Annotated in this window: 18 protein-coding genes; 2 read left to right on the top strand and 16 right to left on the bottom strand. The window is 63.2% G+C overall.

Annotated elements, in window-relative coordinates; genetic code table 11:
- Positions 1 to 55 precede the first annotated feature (55 nt).
- Entirely contained in the window at positions 56 to 1,273 is a 1,218-nt protein-coding gene (locus L5876_RS04545; RefSeq protein ID WP_236954912.1) for a hypothetical protein, read from the bottom strand.
- A gap of 53 nt (positions 1,274 to 1,326) precedes the next feature.
- A complete protein-coding gene (locus L5876_RS04550) occupies positions 1,327 to 2,193 on the bottom strand; it encodes a hemagglutinin repeat-containing protein (RefSeq protein ID WP_236954913.1) in 867 nt (288 codons plus the stop codon).
- Positions 2,194 to 2,409: 216 nt separating this feature from the next.
- On the opposite strand from L5876_RS04550, the gene L5876_RS04555 reads away from it, so the two are divergent.
- A complete protein-coding gene (locus L5876_RS04555; RefSeq protein WP_236954914.1) occupies positions 2,410 to 4,062 on the top strand; it encodes an AMP-binding protein in 1,653 nt (550 codons plus the stop codon).
- Between the two features lie 59 nt (positions 4,063 to 4,121).
- Here L5876_RS04555 and L5876_RS04560 read toward each other — a convergent pair whose 3' ends face one another.
- The 3 genes from L5876_RS04560 to lpdA all read right to left on the bottom strand — a co-directional run bounded on the left by L5876_RS04560 (position 4,122) and on the right by lpdA (position 6,720).
- The gene (locus L5876_RS04560; RefSeq protein WP_236954915.1) at positions 4,122 to 4,850 is read right to left on the bottom strand and encodes a hypothetical protein; all 729 of its coding nucleotides are present in this window, start codon (positions 4,848 to 4,850) and stop codon (positions 4,122 to 4,124) included.
- A gap of 99 nt (positions 4,851 to 4,949) precedes the next feature.
- Positions 4,950 to 5,282 carry a hypothetical protein gene (locus L5876_RS04565; protein WP_236954916.1) on the bottom strand — a complete coding sequence of 111 codons (333 nt, stop codon included), beginning with the start codon at positions 5,280 to 5,282 and terminating at the stop codon, positions 4,950 to 4,952.
- 25 nt (positions 5,283 to 5,307) lie between these two features.
- Positions 5,308 to 6,720: a dihydrolipoyl dehydrogenase gene (lpdA, locus tag L5876_RS04570; RefSeq protein ID WP_236954917.1), complete on the bottom strand. Its 1,413-nt coding sequence runs from the start codon at positions 6,718 to 6,720 to the stop codon at positions 5,308 to 5,310.
- Between the two features lie 156 nt (positions 6,721 to 6,876).
- Between lpdA and L5876_RS04575 the strand changes: the two genes are divergently transcribed.
- Entirely contained in the window at positions 6,877 to 7,773 is an 897-nt protein-coding gene (locus tag L5876_RS04575; RefSeq protein ID WP_236954918.1) for a haloalkane dehalogenase, read from the top strand.
- Positions 7,774 to 7,874: 101 nt separating this feature from the next.
- Here L5876_RS04575 and L5876_RS04580 read toward each other — a convergent pair whose 3' ends face one another.
- The 11 genes from L5876_RS04580 to eno all read right to left on the bottom strand — a co-directional run bounded on the left by L5876_RS04580 (position 7,875) and on the right by eno (position 17,401).
- Entirely contained in the window at positions 7,875 to 8,246 is a 372-nt protein-coding gene (locus L5876_RS04580; protein WP_236954919.1) for a cupin domain-containing protein, read from the bottom strand.
- Positions 8,247 to 8,476: 230 nt separating this feature from the next.
- Complete coding sequence (locus L5876_RS04585) at positions 8,477 to 9,814, bottom strand: pyruvate dehydrogenase complex dihydrolipoamide acetyltransferase (RefSeq protein ID WP_236954920.1); 1,338 nt, start codon at positions 9,812 to 9,814, stop codon at positions 8,477 to 8,479.
- Positions 9,804 to 10,253 carry a hypothetical protein gene (locus L5876_RS04590; protein ID WP_236954921.1) on the bottom strand — a complete coding sequence of 150 codons (450 nt, stop codon included), beginning with the start codon at positions 10,251 to 10,253 and terminating at the stop codon, positions 9,804 to 9,806. Before L5876_RS04590 ends, L5876_RS04585 begins: the two co-directional genes overlap by 11 nt.
- The gene (locus L5876_RS04595; protein WP_236954922.1) at positions 10,250 to 10,651 is read right to left on the bottom strand and encodes a GFA family protein; all 402 of its coding nucleotides are present in this window, start codon (positions 10,649 to 10,651) and stop codon (positions 10,250 to 10,252) included. Before L5876_RS04595 ends, L5876_RS04590 begins: the two co-directional genes overlap by 4 nt.
- Complete coding sequence (locus L5876_RS04600) at positions 10,648 to 11,319, bottom strand: hypothetical protein (RefSeq protein WP_236954923.1); 672 nt, start codon at positions 11,317 to 11,319, stop codon at positions 10,648 to 10,650. Before L5876_RS04600 ends, L5876_RS04595 begins: the two co-directional genes overlap by 4 nt.
- Entirely contained in the window at positions 11,309 to 12,733 is a 1,425-nt protein-coding gene (locus L5876_RS04605) for a pyruvate dehydrogenase complex E1 component subunit beta (RefSeq protein WP_236954924.1), read from the bottom strand. Before L5876_RS04605 ends, L5876_RS04600 begins: the two co-directional genes overlap by 11 nt.
- Positions 12,733 to 13,131: a hypothetical protein gene (locus tag L5876_RS04610; RefSeq protein WP_236954925.1), complete on the bottom strand. Its 399-nt coding sequence runs from the start codon at positions 13,129 to 13,131 to the stop codon at positions 12,733 to 12,735. Before L5876_RS04610 ends, L5876_RS04605 begins: the two co-directional genes overlap by 1 nt.
- A 3-nt stretch (positions 13,132 to 13,134) precedes the next feature.
- Positions 13,135 to 14,181, bottom strand: a complete 1,047-nt coding sequence (pdhA, locus tag L5876_RS04615; protein WP_236954926.1) for a pyruvate dehydrogenase (acetyl-transferring) E1 component subunit alpha — start codon at positions 14,179 to 14,181, stop codon at positions 13,135 to 13,137.
- Between the two features lie 96 nt (positions 14,182 to 14,277).
- Positions 14,278 to 14,583, bottom strand: a complete 306-nt coding sequence (locus L5876_RS04620) for a septum formation initiator family protein (RefSeq protein ID WP_236954927.1) — start codon at positions 14,581 to 14,583, stop codon at positions 14,278 to 14,280.
- 226 nt (positions 14,584 to 14,809) lie between these two features.
- On the bottom strand, positions 14,810 to 16,054 hold the full coding sequence (locus L5876_RS04625; RefSeq protein ID WP_236954928.1) for a LysM peptidoglycan-binding domain-containing protein: 1,245 nt from the start codon (positions 16,052 to 16,054) through the stop codon (positions 14,810 to 14,812).
- Positions 16,055 to 16,126: 72 nt separating this feature from the next.
- Positions 16,127 to 17,401: a phosphopyruvate hydratase gene (eno, locus tag L5876_RS04630; protein WP_236954929.1), complete on the bottom strand. Its 1,275-nt coding sequence runs from the start codon at positions 17,399 to 17,401 to the stop codon at positions 16,127 to 16,129.
- Between the last annotated feature and the right edge of the window lie 141 nt (positions 17,402 to 17,542).

A 17,542-nucleotide genomic window follows, 5' to 3' on the forward strand; every position in this document is an offset into this window, starting at 1 on the left:
CCCGGAGGCGACCCATGCCTCCGGGGGAAAGGTATACGGCGGTCGTTTCAGGTCGTCACGCGGCAGGCTGCGTTACAACGGGTTCACGTTTGCCGAGGGCGAACAGCCAGGCCCCGAGGCCGATCCAGGTCAGGACACACCAGCCGATCACTCCGAGGATGGGCTGGACCCACAGGGCCGCAGCGAGGACGAGAACGCCGAGCGTGGTGAGAAGCCGCATCCCGAGACCGAGGCCGGCCCCCTTGCGATTGAAGACGAGGTCTCCGATCGCGGCTGCGCCGAACGGATAGGACAGCGACAGGACGAAGAAGATCATCAGGACCCAGAACGGGATCAACAGCACCCCGACGATCGTGATCGCAAGCAGAATGACCCCAACTGCCAGGATGACGGGCCAGAACGCCCAGGTCACGAAGCCGATCAGCGGCGCCACGACCGGACGCGAGCGGAACTCCCCGACCATCCGGGTCACGCCATTGGGCATGAGGGCAGACGCGAGCAGGAAGAAGAGGAAGTAGAAGCCGACGAAGAAGGCGCCGACGACCGGACCCGGCGGGGCGAAATCAAGGTCGAGATCGATCCCGTCGAAATCGAGTTCGTCGATATAAACCGCATTGGTGTAATCGACGCCGCCGCCGATCGTCGCGCCGGTTCCGACATCAGGCTCATTCGGGCCGCGGTGACGCAGTTCGCCCGTAATGGATGCGCCTGGCGCGATGCGGACATAATCGGCGAAGGTCTCGACATCACCGTCGATCGTTCCCTCGATCGTGATTTCGTCACCCGAGAGATCGGCATCGCCGGCGACAGTCCCGCGGATGACGATCTGTTCCGCGACAAGATCAACGCCGTCCCCGCCGCTGAAATTGCGGTCGAGTTCGATGAAACCGCCTGCGGCGCTCAGGCGCCCCGACACGGGCGCGTTCACATGGATGACACCGCCCGCGAGATCGGCCGTACCTGAGACCACGGTTTCGATATCAAGTTCGCCGCCAGCGACGCTGAGATCGCCGCCGACCGAGCCGCGGACGCTGATATCGCCACCGGCGAGATTGGCATCGCCGCCGATCTGCGCATCGACATTCATGTCGCCGCCGATGGCCCGCAATTCGCCGCCAATCCGGCCGCGGACATCGACCTCGCCGGCAAAGATGGTGAGGTCGCCATCACGGTCGACATCCATGTCAACCTCACCGCCAATGACCTGAGCCACGGCGGGCGATGCCAGGGCAACAGCGAGCCCTGCAGCGAGGATGAGTCTCTTCAGAAACATCGGTAACTCCCTTCGCCCCCCGGCGTGACGGGACCAGATGATACGGGGTTCATTCAACGCCGATCGAGATCGTCGAAGATGTCGTCGCAGTCGCGGCCGTCCCGGGCTTCAAACGAAACCGGGCCGAGTGAAGCTGCGGCGGCAATCTCGGGTTCGGAATCGGCCCAGACATGGACCGGTCCGGCAACGCTTGCATTGCGCAGGAAGTTCACGCGTCGCGCACAGACATGGAGCACGTCGCCAAATTCACCACTGATCTCGACGAGGCCGTTGGTGCTGCCCGCACGCGCGCCGTCTTCGTCGATTTCGGCGCGCCAGCCGCGGCGGCCCTCATGCGGGTCGGCCATCAACCAGGCTTCGCCGCCGACTTCGCCGCCCATCTGGATGAAGGCAGCCGCCGCTTCGAGCGTGCCGTCGATCTGTCCATCCATCTCGAATTCCGCAGCGGCGATCTCGGCGTTGCCGCGAATGTGGGAACCACGAGTGACCACCATTTCGCCGCTGGCCGCTTCGAGGTCACCTCCGATCGCGGCGTCGATCGTCAGATCGCCACCAGCGATTTCGAGGTCCTCGGCCACGTCGGCGCGCCACTGGATATCACCGCCGGCGATCGAAGCGCCCTCGCCGATCGAGCCATCAGCTTCCATATTGCCGCCGGCAACCGAAAGCTCGCCGCCGATCTGGAGATCGAGGTCGATATTGCCGCCAACGAGGCTGACATCGCCGCCGACGCGGCCGCGGAGATCCATATTGCCGCCGATCAGCGACAGATCGCCGTCCTGATCGAGTGTGCGGGTCATGTTCCCGCCGATCGCAATGCCGGAGCCTTGCGCATCGGTGCCGTGGGCAATGGCCGCATTCGTGCAACCCGCCGCGCCGATCAGAGCCAGCACGGCTGCGCCCAGAGAAAGGGTCTTCATAAAACCGTCTCCAGTCGTGAACCGCGTTGCGGTTCCACGCTCCCCAGCGTTGATTCATGGCTACCATATCGAATTTCGATATGAAAGAGATTTTTCGTTTTTCGATAAATTTTTTGCAGTGAACCAGACTCCTGTTTCCGCCCTTTCATCCAAGCGCGCGCCCGAATAACCTGTGTGATCAGAGGTCCGGCAAACAGGACCACACGGGAGACACACATGAATGAAGGTACGGCATCGGCGTTCGCGCCGGAGGGTGTGGCTGTGGATGGCCCGCTCGATCCCATGAACGCTCCGGATACGGCCCTCACCCGGGTTTCGGGCGCAGACTTTCCGCGCAACCGCTACAATCGTTCGATCTTCGACGCCTTGCTGCGCTCCCGTTCGAAAGCCGGCGGTTCGAAAATCTGCATCATTGATGCCGACGGCCGCGAGCTGACCTACGACCAGCTGGTCCAGGGTGCGTTTGCGCTCGGAAATGCGCTGAAGGCCCACGCCCGCAAGGGCGAGAAAGTCGCCATCCTGCTGCCGACCGGTGCCGGCGCCGCGATCGCCTTCTTCGCGCTGCAGGCCTATGGCCGCATTCCGGCGATGCTCAATTTCACCGCCGGCCCGCGCGCGCTGAAAGCCGCGTGCAAGGCCGCGGAAGCCAAGACGATCATCACGGCGCGGAAATTCATCGAGCTGGGCGGTCTCGATTCGCTCGCCGAATCCCTGGGAGAAACGCTGAACCTCGTCTATCTCGAAGACGTGCGGGACAATCTGACCTGGCAAGACAAGGCGATGGCTGCCGCCGGGTCCTACCTGCCCTTCCTCGTCGCATCGCATCCCAATCCCGATGATACCGCTGTCGTGCTGTTCACGTCAGGCACCGAGGGCGATCCAAAGGGCGTCGCACTCAGCCACATCAATCTGGTGTCGAACTGCGAGCAGGCCGCTGCGCATGTCGACATCTTCGAGACCGATATCTGTTTCAATCCGCTGCCGACCTTCCACTGTTTCGGCCTGACGGGCGGGCTGCTGCTGCCGCTGCTGGCCGGCATCCCGGCGGTGCTTCACCCCTCGCCGCTGCAGGCAAAGACAATCGCGAAACGGGTCGGCGAGACGAAGTCGACCATCCTTTTCGCCACTGACACCTTCCTCAACCAGTATGCCCGCAATGCGGACCCGGACGATCTGAAGTCGCTGCGCTTCGCCGTGTGCGGCGCGGAGCGTGTGAAGGACGAGACGCGCGCCCTGGTGCGCAAGATGTTCTCGCTCGACATTCTCGAGGGCTATGGCGCGACGGAGGCCTCTCCCGTGATCGCGGTGAACCAGCCGGGCCGCAACCGGCCGGGAACGGTCGGCACGCTGCTGCCGGGCATGGAAGGCAAGCTGGAACCGGTCGAGGGCATCACCGGCGCGGGCCGGCTGTGGGTGCGCGGACCGAACATCATGTCGGGCTATATCTACACCACCGATCCGGGGAAGGTCGTCGAGCCGGCCGGCGGCTGGCACGACACCGGCGATATCTGTTCGATCGACGAGGACGGCTTCATCGCGATTCGCGGCCGCATGAAGCGCTTCGCGAAGATCGGCGGCGAGATGGTCTCGCTCGCGGTGGTCGAAAACTGCGCCACCTCGATCTGGCCGGACGATCTGCATGCAGCGGTGACCCTCCCCGATGCCCGCAAGGGTGAACAGATCATCCTGTTGACGGCGTGCAAAGCTGCGGACCGTGCGGAGTTCGTCGCCTTCACGCGCAATCACGGCGTGGCGGAACTGTCCATCCCGAAGAAGATCGTCGCGGTCGAGGAAATCCCGGTGCTGGGCACCGGCAAGATCGACTATGTTGCGGTCGAGAAAATGGCCAAGGAGGCCATTGGCGGATAAGCGAAAGGGCGGCTGCCAGTGACAGCCGCCCTTCCCGTTTCAGACTGGCGGAATGGTGCCTAGCGGCACTCTTCCCCGTCGCGCTCGACGAAGCGGACATTCGAACTGTCGAAACCCGACGGGTAGTCCGGGGCTTCGTCGGCCGTCACGGTCAGCGTGCCGCTGACGGACGCGCCGCTCTCGAAGATCACCTCATGGGCGCAGACCGTGCCGCCCGCCTCGATTTGGCCGGCGATGGTCACTTCGCTGCGGTCGCGGCGGTTGAACATGCCGCGGCGGCGTTCGGCGTTTATCTCGATCGGACCCATGGCCACGCCGTCGAATTCGGCATCGCCGACTTCGGCCGTCAGGCGGCCTTCCACGCGCCCGGAAAAGTCGAGCGCGCCGGCCGCGATCTCCACATCACCGGCGAAGGTCGATCCGCGTCGGATGTCCGCGGCCCCGGCGTTGATCTCGACATTGGCGCCGAAGTCACCCTCGATCTCGACGGCCCCGGCGTTGAACTCGGCTTCGCCGGTCACCGAACCTTCGAAGTCGATCGCACCGCCGTCGGCGGTCAGGCGGCCGCCCACAACGGCGCGGGCATCCATCGCCGCGCCGGACAGGATCAGATTGCCGCCGAACGTGCCGTTGACGTCGATGGCGGCGGCGGAAAACTCGCCATTGCCTTCAACGTCGCCGGACCAGTCGACGACGATGCCGGACATGTCCACCGAGCGGGATTGTGCGAAAGCGGTTTCACCGACGAGCGCGGTCAGCGCGGCGGCGGTCATCAGAACGTATTTCATTTGCCAGCTCCTCCTGAGCACAGAAAAGGAGCCCCTTCCGGGGATCCATCGTCCCCATCGGGATGCATTTGGCAAGAGGTTTGGATGCAGCGGGTGCGGTTACTCGGATACCGTGGAACGAGGCATGCGCACGGCGTGAACTGTTCCCAAGGGCAGCATTATTCCCATTAACTTGACGATCAGGGCCATCACAACGGATCCAATCGCGCTAAAAATGCCACCGACGACGAGCGAAATTACAAGTCCCAGTGCAAATCCGGGCAATCCCGTCACATGCCCACCATTCCAGGAAACAGTCTCGAATCCCAACAGGGCGAGCACGGCAATCAGAATGCCGAATGCAAACCAGAACAGAATTGAAGCCCCGAAGAATATCTTGAAGAGCGTCCCGAATGTCAGCTGATTCGGTCTGATCCCTGTATCGTGCGCCATTGTGCCCTCCCCCTTTTTAAGCCCGTCAAATGTGAATGACCCGTCCGTAGGCGTCCAGCACGCTTTCGTGCATGGCTTCGGACACGGTCGGATGCGGGAAGACGGTGTGCATCAGCTCGGCTTCCGTTGTCTCCAGCTGGCGGCCGATAACATAGCCCTGGATCATCTCGGTGACTTCCGGGCCAACCATGTGGGCGCCCAGAAGTTCGCCGGTCTTCGCGTCGAACACGGTCTTGATCAGGCCCTGGTCGTCGCCCATCGCGATCGCCTTGCCATTGCCGACGAGCGGGAAGCGGCCGACCTTGACGGCGTGACCGGCTTCCTTCGCCTTGGCTTCGGTCAGACCGACCGAGGCCACCTGCGGGTGACAGTAGGTGCAGCCGGGGATGTTGGACTTGTCGAAGGCGTGCGGCTTCTGCCCCGCGATTGCCTCGACGCAGATAATGCCCTCATGGCTGGCCTTGTGCGCCAGCCAGGGCGCGCCGGCGACGTCGCCGATGGCGTAGAGGCCCTTCACATTCGTCCTGCCATAGCCGTCATTGACGACATGGCCGCGGTCCATTTTCACGCCGAGGGCGTCGAGGCCCATGCCCTCGGTATTGGCGACGATGCCGATGGCGAGGATGACGCGTTCGGCCTCGATGACCTCCGTCTTGCCGGCCTTGGTCTTGACGTGGACCTTCACCGATTTCGCGCCCTTGTCGAGCTTCTCGACCTGCGCGCCGGTGTGGATCGTCATGCCCTGCTTCCTGAAGGCCTTCTCGGCGAATTTCGAGATGTCCTCGTCCTCGACCGGCAGGACGCGGTCCATCATCTCGACCACCGTCACGTCCGCGCCGAAGGTGCGGTAGACGCTGGCGAATTCAATTCCGATCGCGCCCGACCCGATGACGACGACCGATTTCGGCATGCTCTCCGGCACCATCGCCTCGCGATAGGTCCACACGAGCTTGCCATCGGGTTCGAGACCGGCCTGCGGCACGGTGCGGGCCCGCGCGCCGGTCGCGAGGATGACGTGTTTCGCGCCATAGGCCGCGTCCTTGCCGTCCTTGCCCTTGACGATCACTTTCGGGGCGTCACCGCCCTTTTCGAGGCGGGCCGTGCCCTCGATCACGGTGATCTTGTTCTTCTTCATCAGCATGCCGACACCGCCCGACAGGCGTTCGGCGACCTTGCGCGAGCGCTGGACGATGGCCTTGGTGTCGAAGCCGATCTTTTCCGCGCTGAGGCCGAAATCGGCGGCATGCTGCATCAGGTGATAGACCTCGGCGGAGCGCAGCAGCGCCTTGGTCGGGATGCAGCCCCAGTTGAGGCAGATACCGCCCAGCTTGTCGCGTTCGACGACGGCGGTCTTCATGCCGAGTTGCGCAGCGCGGATTGCGGCGACATAGCCGCCCGGTCCGCCGCCGATCACGATCACGTCGAATTGGTCCGCCATGGCGCGCATCCTCTCAAGGGATTTCCGTCGAAACGGTGATGGACGGGGGGCGCGGCAAAATCAACTACAACGCCGCAGAGGCGATATTCGCGATTGCAAGCTTGGGCCGCGGCGGCAATCGCGCCATGCTGCGCGGAACGATTGAGGGAGAGACGGATGATCGACGCGCTGCGCACGCCGGAAGACCGCTTCAAGGGGCTGCCGGACTGGGACTATGAACCTCACTATATCGACGACCTCAAAGGTTATGAGGGACTGCGCGTCCACTATGTCGACGAGGGACCGAAGGACGGGCCGGTCTTCCTCTGCCTGCATGGCGAGCCGAGCTGGGCCTATCTCTACCGCAAGATGATCCCGGTCTTCCTGAAGGCCGGCGGACGGGTGATCGCGCCGGACTTTCTCGGCTTCGGGCGGTCGGACAAGCCGGTCGACGACGCGGTCTACACCTTCCATTTCCACCGCAATTTCCTGAAGGCCTTCCTCGACCGGATGGACCTTCATGACATCTGCCTCGTCTGCCAGGACTGGGGCGGCCTGCTCGGCCTGACCCTCCCGATGGATTATCCGGATCGCTTCACGCGGCTGATCGTGATGAATACCGGCATTGGCGTGGGCATGGACCCGGGCCCCGGCTTCATGGCCTGGCGCGACTATGTCGCGACCAATCCCGAATTCAATGTCGGCGATCTGATGAAACGCGCGACGCCGATCCTCACCGAAGCGGAAGTCGCGGCCTATCAGGCGCCCTTCCCCGATCCGCGCTATATGGGCGGCGTTCGGCGATTCCCGGCGCTGGTCCCGATCAACCCGTCGATGGAGGGTGTCGACACCGGCATGGCTGCGGCAAAGTTCTGGAGCCAGGACTGGAGCGGCGACAGCTTCATGGCGATCGGCATGCAGGACCCGGTGCTCGGCCCTCCGGCAATGCGCGCGCTGCATAAGCTGATCCGGAACTGCCCGGAGCCGATGGAAATCGCCGATGGCGGCCATTTCGTGCAGGAATGGGGTGAGCCCATCGCCGAAGCGGCGTGCAAGAAGTTCGGGATGTTATAAGGCTTTCTGGACGTTCCCCGGACGGCGAAGCCGGTCCGGGGGCCACGTGACAATGATCCGGACCCCGGTCTTCGCTTCGCGAAACCGGGGAACGTCGGAGATCAGATATCCTCAACCACCGCGGTCAAATCGCCGCCCGCATCGCCGGTGTTCACCACGCCTGCCCGCTCCAGAAGCAGCATGTGGACCGGCCCCTCCTCGACCACGGGGCGGTGGCGGACGCCTTTCGGGATCACCGTCATGTCGCCGGGGCCGAGAATCGCCGGGTTGGCATTCTCGATCTCGATCCGCAGGCGCCCCTTCGTGACGAGGAAAAGCTCGTCCTCCTGCTCGTGATGGTGCCAGACGAATTCGCCCTCGGCCTTGGCCAGCTTCACCTCGTAGTCGTCCAGCCGCGCGATGCGCTTCGGCGACCAGGTCTCGGTGAATGCCGCGTGCTTGTCCGCGAGGTTGAGAACGGGCGGGGTTTTCATTCGGAAAGACTAGCACTCCGGGGTTCCCGCGAAAGCGGGAATCCGAAACGGGGTGCAGCCCTCAGGTCCCGGTTTTTACGGGGACCCCATGTTGAACCCCATATCGACGTTCCCCGGACGGCGGAGCCGGTCCGGGGTCCATACTGAGCATCGAAGGATTTGGACCCCGGTCTTCGCTACGCGAAACCGGGGAGCGTCAAGAAGTACGTCCGCCCCCACCGGCGCGAGGATCACATCAACAGTGTCATCGGGTCTTCGACGAAGCCCTTGAAGGCCGCGATCCAGCGCGCACCGGTCGCGCCGTCGACGACGCGGTGATCGCAAGTCAGCGTCACCGTCATGACGGTCGCCTTGGCCAGCGCGCCCTCGGTGATGACGGGGCGTTCCTCGCCCGCGCCGACCGACAGGATCATGCCCTGCGGCGGGTTGAGGATCGAGGCGAAGGACTTGATCCCCATCATGCCGAGATTGGAGAGGCTGAACGTGCCGCCCTGGAATTCCTCGGGCTTCAGCTTGCGCTCGCGGGCGCGGCTGGCGAGGTCCTTCATCTCCTTCGAGATCTGGACGAGCCCCTTCGCGTCGGCGTAGCGGATGATCGGCGTGATCAGACCGCCCTCGATCGCCACGGCGACCGAGACATCGGCATGCTTGTGGCGGGCGATGCGGCCATCCTCGATCCAGCTGGAATTGGCTTCCGGCACCTGTTTCAGGGCGACGCCGGACGCCTTGATCAGGATGTCGTTGACCGAGACCTTCACGCCATCCGGCGCCTTGTCGTTGATCTGCTTGCGGAAAGCCAGCAGCGCGTCGAGACGGATGTCGACCGAGAGCGGGAAGTGCGGCACGTCGCGGAAGGACTCCGTCAGGCGCTTCGCCGACACCTTGGTGATGTTGTCGGCCTTCTCGATCTCGTAGCGGTCGCGCGCAATCCCGGCTTTCGCCAGCGGATCGTCGGCGTCCACTGGAGCGGTTTGCGGCGCGTCCTTCGCGGCGGGCCTTTCGGCGGCGGCGGGTTTGGCGGTGTCGGCGTCGAAGCCCTCGATGTCGCGCTTCACGATGCGGCCGTTCGGGCCGCTGCCCTTGACCGAGGACAGGTCGATGCCCGCTTGTTCCGCCATGCGCTTGGCGAGCGGCGAGGCCTTGATGCGGCTGCCGGAGTCTTCAGATTTCGCGGCTGGTGCAGGCTTCGACTGCCCCCCACCCTGGCCCTCCCCCGAGGGGGGAGGGTTCTGCGTCGGCGTCTTGTCTCCCTCCCCTTGAGGGGAGGGTTGGGGTGGGGTGGGCGCACCCTCGGGCTCATATCCCTCAAGCGCGTCCTTGCCCTCGCCCTCTTCGAGCAGAAGCGCGATGACTGCGTTGACCTTCACGCCCTCGCTGCCTTCCTCGACGAGGAGTTTGCCGACCGTGCCTTCGTCAACGGCCTCGACTTCCATCGTGGCCTTGTCGGTCTCGATCTCGGCGATCACGTCACCGGAGGAGACGGTGTCGCCCTCCTTCACATGCCATTTCGAGAGCGTGCCCTCCTCCATCGTGGGAGACAGGGCGGGCATGAGGACTTCAATCGGCATTGCGGCGTTCCTCGGAAGCGGCTTTATCCTCGCCGAGCAGGTTTTCCCAGCGATGGAAGAAGGTGAGATAGACAAGAGCGAGATAGGTGGCGGCGGACCCCAGCCACATGACGGTGCGGACCTTGGCGTTCAGCCCCGAACGCGCGCTGTCGAGCGCGGTCTGTCCGGCCGGCGTGAGACCCGGGTCGATCTCCCATTGCGCGAGCGTTTCCACGAGGCCGCGCTGGAAGACGCCGGCGCCGTAATTGAACTGCATCAGGAAGAAGAAGATCAGCGTGAAAAAGAGGAAGGAGACGAGTTTCAGCGCCCAGTGGGCGCGGATCAGGAAGGCGTAGAGCCCGACGACATAGGCCGACACGATGGTAAAATAGACGGATATCCCGGCCATCAGGACATTCATGAATTCCACCAGATTGGTGATGACTTCGCCTTCGGTCATGCCTGCCCCATCTGCGGGTTGATGGACGCGATGCTGGCTTCCCAGTTCGCGCCGTCGAACGGTTCGATCCGGCCCGACAGGCCCTGATCGGCGTCGAAACAGCGCAGATTCACCGACCAGGCATCGGGATGCGAGCGCGGCCGGTAGAAGCTCTTCACCCCGCACGTCTTGCAGAACAGGTGCTGCGCCGTGCCGGTGTTGAAGCGGTAGTCGGTCAGATTGTCCTGCCCGCTTTCGAAGTGGAAGTCCGCCTCCGGCACGATGACGTGGATGAAACCCGTCATGGCGCAGATCGAGCAGTTGCACGACAGCGCCGCGACCTGATCAGGCAGGTCGGCAGTGAAGCGCACCGCGCCGCAATGACAGCCTCCGTGGCGGGATTTGGTTTCGAGGGTCATTTGTTATCGCGATCCGATCCATCCTCAATGGCGTCCGTCACCTGCTTCCCGATCGAAAACACACTCGGCCCATCGTTGCGAGCCCTCGCCTCCGCCACAATCCGAAGAATCTCTTTCGACTCATTCAGCGCCGGTTCCGCGTTTTCAGCAGCCTTACCAAATGCATATCCAATGTCGGGCAGCAAAGATAAGAACGAATCCATTCTCGTTCCGTCTCGGTCTACCTCGTTCGCTAGTTTTGCAATTCGATCGTAAATGGCATTTTTCTTCCTCAAAGAAATTGTTGATTTATCTACCAAACCCTTTATAATATCAAGATGATCTCTTATGTTTTGCTTTTCTATACTTGTTAGCTTAAATAACCCAAAAACATTGCGATACCGCGATGCGAAATCCCCCTTCACATCAGATATAACCGCTTCTAATTGTTTCTCTTTCGTTTTTTCACGAATCCACGTAATCGTATCGACCGTCAAGGGAAGATCAGGTGGCGACTCGCCATAGACCACGTCAAAGAGAGTCAGAAATGCAGCGCAATATAATTTATCTTCTACGTCACTTGTCCTCTGAAAATTCAATTGATCGGTCAAGTCAACAAGCTCAAATAATGCCTGCGCCGGATCATCCGGGAGGCCGTCAAGAATACGCTTTATCTCCTCAACCTTCATAGCAAACCTCTTTGGCCGCCTTCACGATGTCGTCCTTGCCCGGCAGGGACAGGGCTTCAAGATTGGCGGCGTAGGGCAAAGGCACGTCCTTCTGGAAGACGCGGGCGGGCGGCGCGTCGAGATAGTCGAACGCCTCGGCCACGACGCGCGCGGCGATTTCCGCGCCGACTCCGTGCTGGCCCCAGCCCTCTTCGGCGCAGACGATGCGGTTCGTCTTCTTGACGCTTTCGATGATGGTGTCGGTGTCGAGCGGGCGCAGCGTTCTGAGGTCGATCACCTCGGCCTCGATGCCCTGCTCCGCCAATTCCTCGGCGGCTTTCAGCGCGAAGCCGACCATGCGCGAATGCGCGGTGATGGTGACGTCGCTGCCGGTGCGGCGGATCTTCGCCTTGCCGATCGGCAGGACCCAGTCCTCCATGTCCGGCACGTCGAAGGTCTCGCCATACATCAGCTCGTGTTCGAGGAAGACGACCGGGTTCGGGTCTCGGATCGCGGCCTTGAGGAGGCCCTTGGCATCGGCGGCGTCCCAGGGCGCGATCACTTTCAGGCCCGGCACCTGCGCATACCAGGCGGAATAGTCCTGGCTGTGCTGTGCGCCGACGCGGCTGGCCGCGCCGTTCGGGCCGCGGAACACCATCGGACAGCCCATCTGGCCGCCGGACATGTAGAGCGTCTTGGCCGCGGAATTGATGATGTGGTCGATCGCCTGCATGGCGAAGTTGAAGGTCATGAATTCGACGATCGGCTTCAGACCGCCGAAGGCCGCGCCGACGCCGAGGCCGGCAAAGCCGTGCTCGGTGATCGGCGTGTCGACGACGCGCTTCGAGCCGAATTCCTGCAGCAGGTTTCGGGTGACCTTGTAGGCGCCCTGGTATTCGGCGACTTCCTCGCCCATCACGAAAACGGTCTCGTCGCGGCGCATCTCCTCGGCCATCGCGTCGCGCAGCGCGTCGCGCACGGTCGTGGGGACCATGTCGGTGCCTTCCGGAATTTCGGGGTCATTCCCCCCTCCGGCCGCTGCGCGGCCACCTCCCCCGTGAACGGGGGAGGAAACCGGTTCGGCGCTGTCTTTTCCTCCCCCGCTTGCGGGGGAGGTGTCGGCGTCGTCAGACGACGACGGAGGGGGGGATGCCCCCTCCGGTTCGTAATTCTCCAGATCGCCCTTGTCCTCGCCTTCTTCGAGCAGAAGCGCGATGGGGGAATTGACCTTCACCCCTTCGGTGCCTTCTTCGACGAGCAGCTTGCCGACCTTGCCCTCCTCGACGGCCTCGACCTCCATCGTGGCCTTGTCGGTCTCGATCTCGGCGATGACGTCGCCGGAGGAGACGGTGTCACCTTCCTTGACCAGCCATTTGGCCAGCGTGCCCTCTTCCATCGTCGGAGACAGGGCGGGCATCAGGACTTCGATAGGCATCAGGCGGTTTCCTTCTTGAAGGCGAGCGCGTGGTCGCGCATCCGGCCCGCGAATTCGATCAGCGTGTTGAGGGGGCGCATCAGGACTTCGATCCGTACCATGCGGCCGTCCGGCCCGAGCGTGATCTTGTCGATCCCGACAAGGCCCTTGCCGTCCACCGTGCCGGTGAATTCCAGGATGATGTCATTGCCGTCGACCCATTCCTGGCGATAGGTGAAGCCTTCAACCGTATCGATCACGCCCTGCAGGATGTGGATCAGATAGGCCTTGTCGGCAGTCGGCTTCCAGACAACGGGCGAATTGAGCTCGCAGCCCTCGGCGATGATGGAGTCCATCAGCGAGGCGTCGCGCTTGTCGACGGCCTCATGCCATTTCGAGAGGAATTCGGCGGTCGTCACGGCTCAGCTCTCCACCAGCACGTCGGTGTAAAGCTCGGACGGATCGGGCTCCGGGCTCTCCTTGGAGAAGTCGGCCGATGCGTTGACGATCTCCTTGATCTCCTTGTCGATCTTTTTCAGATCTTCTTCGGAGGCATGCTTGCCCTCGGCGATCCACTTCTTCACGCCCTCGATCGGGTCGTGGTGCGAGCGAATGTCGTCGACCTCTTCCCGCGTGCGGTATTTCGCCGGGTCGGACATGGAGTGGCCGCGATAGCGGTAGGTCTTCATCTCCAGGATGAAGGGGCCGTTGCCTTCGGCGGCGTGCTTGCGGGCCTCGGCAGCAGCTTCGCGCACCGCGATCACATCCATGCCGTCGACCTCGCGGCCCGGAATGCCGAAGGACGCGCCGCGCTTGTGCAGATGGGTTTCCGAGGACGCGCGCTTCACGCTCGTGCCCATGGCGTACTGGTTGTTCTCGATGATGTAGAGAACGGGCAGGTTCCAGAGCTTCGCCATGTTGAAGCTCTCATAGACCTGGCCCTGGTTGGCCGCGCCGTCGCCGAAATAGGTCGCGCAGATCTTGCCGTTATTCTTGTAGAGGTTCGAGAAGCCGAGGCCGGTGCCGATCGACACCTGCGCACCGACGATGCCGTGGCCGCCGAAGAATTGCTTCTCGCGGCTGAACATGTGCATCGAGCCGCCCTTGCCCTTGGAATAGCCGCCGGCACGGCCGGTCAGCTCGGCCATCACCCCGTTCGGGTCCATGCCGCAGGCCAGCATGTGGCCGTGGTCGCGGTAGCCGGTGATGACCTGGTCGCCCTCTTCCAGCGCCGCCTGGACACCGACAACAACCGCTTCCTGGCCGATATAGAGGTGACAGAAGCCCGCGATCAGACCCATGCCGTAAAGCTGGCCGGCCTTCTCCTCGAAACGCCGGATCAGCAGCATGTCGCGAAAATAGGTGAGCAGCTGGTCCTTGGTGACCTTGGCTTTCGGCCCGACTGCCGGTTTCGTTGCGGTTGTCGCGGTACGGCCGGTCTTGCCAGCCGAAGCCTTCTTCGTCGCCATCATTTCACACGCGAAGTATTTCCTTCGCGCTCCCTTGCACGTTGATCGGGCCTTATCAGACCTCGCACTGCAACAGCAAGGGATTGATGCCGGATTCTAGCGTTCGGCGGGGGTGTCGAGGCGGACGATGAAGTCGCGCGGATGGGCAACATTCAGGATGCTGCGCGCACGCTCCTCGACATAGTCGAGATCGAGAGAGTCGGACCGCAGACGCAGCGCGGTGGCTTCCAGCGCCTCGCGTTCGGCGACCGTCGCAGCCAGTTCGGCTTCGGTCTCGGCGATGCGGTTCTTCACGACGATCCAGTTCAATATGCCCTGCTCGCCATTCATCGCGTGATAGCCGAAATAGGTGATCAGGCCTGCGAAGAGGACGGTCGGCACAAGTCGCTTCAGGAAGTCCATCGTGATCTCACCCCATCCATGCCGCGCCTGTTTTCAGGTCTTCGGCTTCGATGGGGTGAGTAAAAACGATCAGCGTGAATCAAGGGTTACCGCGCCGGCATCCTTCGAGGGCTTCTTCGAAGCCACCTCAGGATGAGGGACGCATTTTATCCTCATCCTGAGGTGCCGCCGACAGGCGGCCTCGAAGGGCGAGGATAAAATAAAGCGGGCGGCGAATGTCCACACCCTACCCGCTGCGCGGGACTTCCCGCAGGGTCTCGACTTCAAGCGTCGCCTCGCCCTGCTGACAGTAGGAAATGTCGGCATATTGACCTTCCACCATGACGTATTCGCCCGTGGTCAAGGGAATGTCGTCACTGACGATCGAATAGACCGAGCCATTATCGGTATGCAGCGTGTGGCATTCCACGCCCTGGCGGACTTCCCCCTGCAACGCGACTTCGCCGCCGCGATTGCGGTCGTCACGATGGTCCCGGGGCATTTCGCGGATCTCGTTGACCGCAATCGTGGTCTGGCCCTGCTGACAGAAGGAGGCACTGACACGGTCGCCGCGAATGCGGACATGTTCGCCATTGGTGAAGCGGATGTCGTCGCTGACGAGCGAATAGACGTCGCCGTCACGCGTCGTCAGGACGTGGCACTCCGTGCCCATCGAGACTTCGCCGGTCAGCGTCATCCAGTCGTCGCGGCGATCCTCGCGCTGGCGATCATCCCACCGGGTGTGGTCGTCATCACGATCACCCCGGTCATCCCGCCAACGATCGTAGCGATCGACGACATCGAACACGTCCGATTTCAGCGTCCGGCCGCGGTCGGTATCGACGAGAAAGATCAGATCGTCGCCCGGATCGGACCAGGACGGCACGCGCACGGAGGTGTCGAGCTGGCCATTTTCGTCGGTCTGGATCTGGCGGACCGGTTCCCATTCCGAAGCCTGCGGGCCGACGCCGATCGTGACCCAGTCATTGGGCCTCAGATTGCGGGCACTGATCTCGATGACGTCTCCGGGCGAGCCGGTGTGGGGCTCGATCGAAAACGCGCCGCGAATGTCGTCGCGGCCCGGCACATCGATGCGGTCGCCGGGCTGCAGGTTGAACGGGTCGATATCCTCGTTCGCGGCGATCAGTTCAAACAGCGAGAGGCCGAGGCGGGTGGCAATCGCCGAGAAATTATCGCCCTGCTGAACCCGGTACTCGCCGGGCCCGGTATTGCGGCGGTCTTCATAGCCGGTGCCGGCTTCGGTGCTCAGACGGATACGCTGACCGATTTCCATCGCGCGCGGATCGAGTCGCGGGTTGAGATTCATGATGCGCGAGACCGGCACGCGGCATTGTTGGGCGATCTCATAGAGCGTGTCGCCGGAGCGAACCGTGTAGTCCGCGCCGCAGCGGGTCTGCGCCTCTGCCGGCGCGGCGATCGCGGCCAGGGCCAGCGTCGCGCTGCCGAGCAGAACGGTTTTGAGCGGTGTCATGGGGGGGCCTCCTCTTGAAGTGGCTCATGCCACTGCAACGAAGCCCCCCGGGGGTGTGGTTCCGGCTTGCCCCTAGACCGCCAGGCCGTCGCGGCCGGCATAGCGTGCCTGGTCGCCGAGTTCGGCTTCGATACGCAGGAGCTGATTGTACTTCGCCGTCCGGTCGGACCGGGCCAGCGAACCGGTCTTGATCTGTCCGCAATTCGTGGCGACGGCGAGGTCGGCGATGGTCGCGTCCTCGGTCTCGCCGGAGCGGTGGCTCATCACCGCGCCATAGCCGGAGCGCAGCGCCAGATCGACGGCTTCCAGCGTCTCGGTCAGCGTGCCGATCTGGTTGACTTTGATCAGGATGGCGTTGGCGGCCGCCTCCTCGATCCCGCGCGCGAGGCGCTTCGGGTGGGTCACGAAGAGATCGTCGCCGACCAGCTGGCAGGTGTCGCCGACCGTTTCGGTCAGGGTCGTCCAGCCGGCCCAGTCGTCTTCGGCCATGCCGTCCTCGATCGACAGGATCGGATAGGTATCAACCAGCTTGCCAAGATAGGCGGCGAAGGCATCCGCGTCATAGGTCTGGCCCGCGCCTTCGCAGACATATTTGCCGCCCTTGAAGAATTCGGTCGAGGCGACGTCGAGCGCCAGCGCGACATCGTCGCCCGGCTTGTAACCGGCGGCCTCGATCGACTTCATGATGACGTCGAGCGCCTCTTCCGGGCTTTTCAGGTTCGGAGCGAAACCGCCCTCGTCGCCGACATTGGTGTTGTGGCCCGCCTTCTTCAGCGCGGCTTTCAGCGCGTGAAAGATTTCCGCCCCGCAGCGCAGCGCTTCGGAGAAGCTGTCCATGCCGATCGGCATGACCATGAATTCCTGGAAATCGATCGGATTGTCGGCATGGGCCCCACCATTGATGATGTTCATCATCGGGGTCGGCAGGACACGGGCATTGATGCCGCCGACATAGCGGTAGAGCGGCAAACCACGCGACTGCGCCGCTGCCTTGGCGGTCGCCAGCGACACACCGAGCAGCGCATTGGCGCCGAGCCGCGACTTGTTCTCCGTGCCGTCGAGCGCGATCAGCGTGTCGTCGAGATGGCGCTGGTCTTCGGCATCGAGCCCGCCGAGCGCGTCGAGGATCTCGCCTTCGACCGCATCGACCGCCTCGCGCACGCCCTTGCCGCCATAGCGCGAACCGCCGTCGCGCTTCTCGACCGCTTCATGCGCGCCGGTGGAGGCGCCGGACGGAACCGCGGCGCGGCCGAACGAGCCGTCTTCCAGCACCACGTCGACCTCGACCGTCGGGTTGCCCCGGCTGTCGAGAATTTCACGGGCAATGATGTCGACAATGGCGGTCATGGAGGGCGCTCCCGGACAGGATTGGAATTTTCGCGCCCGTCATAGCCGAGAGTCGCGCGGGCGCAAGTCCGGGGTCCGGACCACAGGCGAAATCGGGCATGCGAAAACGCCCCGCTCGAAGCCGAACAGGGCGCTTCAATA

Source organism: Hyphobacterium sp. SN044 (assembly GCF_021864465.1).
Classification (GTDB): Bacteria; Pseudomonadota; Alphaproteobacteria; order Caulobacterales; family Maricaulaceae; genus Hyphobacterium.

Coding starts and splice junctions, on each gene's coding strand:
- L5876_RS04545 (WP_236954912.1), bottom strand. CDS start 1,273: ATGTTTCTGAAGAGACTCATCCTCGCTGCAGGGCTCGCTGTTGCCCTG.
- L5876_RS04550 (WP_236954913.1), bottom strand. CDS start 2,193: ATGAAGACCCTTTCTCTGGGCGCAGCCGTGCTGGCTCTGATCGGCGCG.
- L5876_RS04555 (WP_236954914.1), top strand. CDS start 2,410: ATGAATGAAGGTACGGCATCGGCGTTCGCGCCGGAGGGTGTGGCTGTG.
- L5876_RS04560 (WP_236954915.1), bottom strand. CDS start 4,850: ATGAAATACGTTCTGATGACCGCCGCCGCGCTGACCGCGCTCGTCGGT.
- L5876_RS04565 (WP_236954916.1), bottom strand. CDS start 5,282: ATGGCGCACGATACAGGGATCAGACCGAATCAGCTGACATTCGGGACG.
- lpdA (WP_236954917.1), bottom strand. CDS start 6,720: ATGGCGGACCAATTCGACGTGATCGTGATCGGCGGCGGACCGGGCGGC.
- L5876_RS04575 (WP_236954918.1), top strand. CDS start 6,877: ATGATCGACGCGCTGCGCACGCCGGAAGACCGCTTCAAGGGGCTGCCG.
- L5876_RS04580 (WP_236954919.1), bottom strand. CDS start 8,246: ATGAAAACCCCGCCCGTTCTCAACCTCGCGGACAAGCACGCGGCATTC.
- L5876_RS04585 (WP_236954920.1), bottom strand. CDS start 9,814: ATGCCGATTGAAGTCCTCATGCCCGCCCTGTCTCCCACGATGGAGGAG.
- L5876_RS04590 (WP_236954921.1), bottom strand. CDS start 10,253: ATGACCGAAGGCGAAGTCATCACCAATCTGGTGGAATTCATGAATGTC.
- L5876_RS04595 (WP_236954922.1), bottom strand. CDS start 10,651: ATGACCCTCGAAACCAAATCCCGCCACGGAGGCTGTCATTGCGGCGCG.
- L5876_RS04600 (WP_236954923.1), bottom strand. CDS start 11,319: ATGAAGGTTGAGGAGATAAAGCGTATTCTTGACGGCCTCCCGGATGAT.
- L5876_RS04605 (WP_236954924.1), bottom strand. CDS start 12,733: ATGCCTATCGAAGTCCTGATGCCCGCCCTGTCTCCGACGATGGAAGAG.
- pdhA (WP_236954926.1), bottom strand. CDS start 14,181: ATGGCGACGAAGAAGGCTTCGGCTGGCAAGACCGGCCGTACCGCGACA.
- L5876_RS04620 (WP_236954927.1), bottom strand. CDS start 14,583: ATGGACTTCCTGAAGCGACTTGTGCCGACCGTCCTCTTCGCAGGCCTG.
- L5876_RS04625 (WP_236954928.1), bottom strand. CDS start 16,054: ATGACACCGCTCAAAACCGTTCTGCTCGGCAGCGCGACGCTGGCCCTG.
- eno (WP_236954929.1), bottom strand. CDS start 17,401: ATGACCGCCATTGTCGACATCATTGCCCGTGAAATTCTCGACAGCCGG.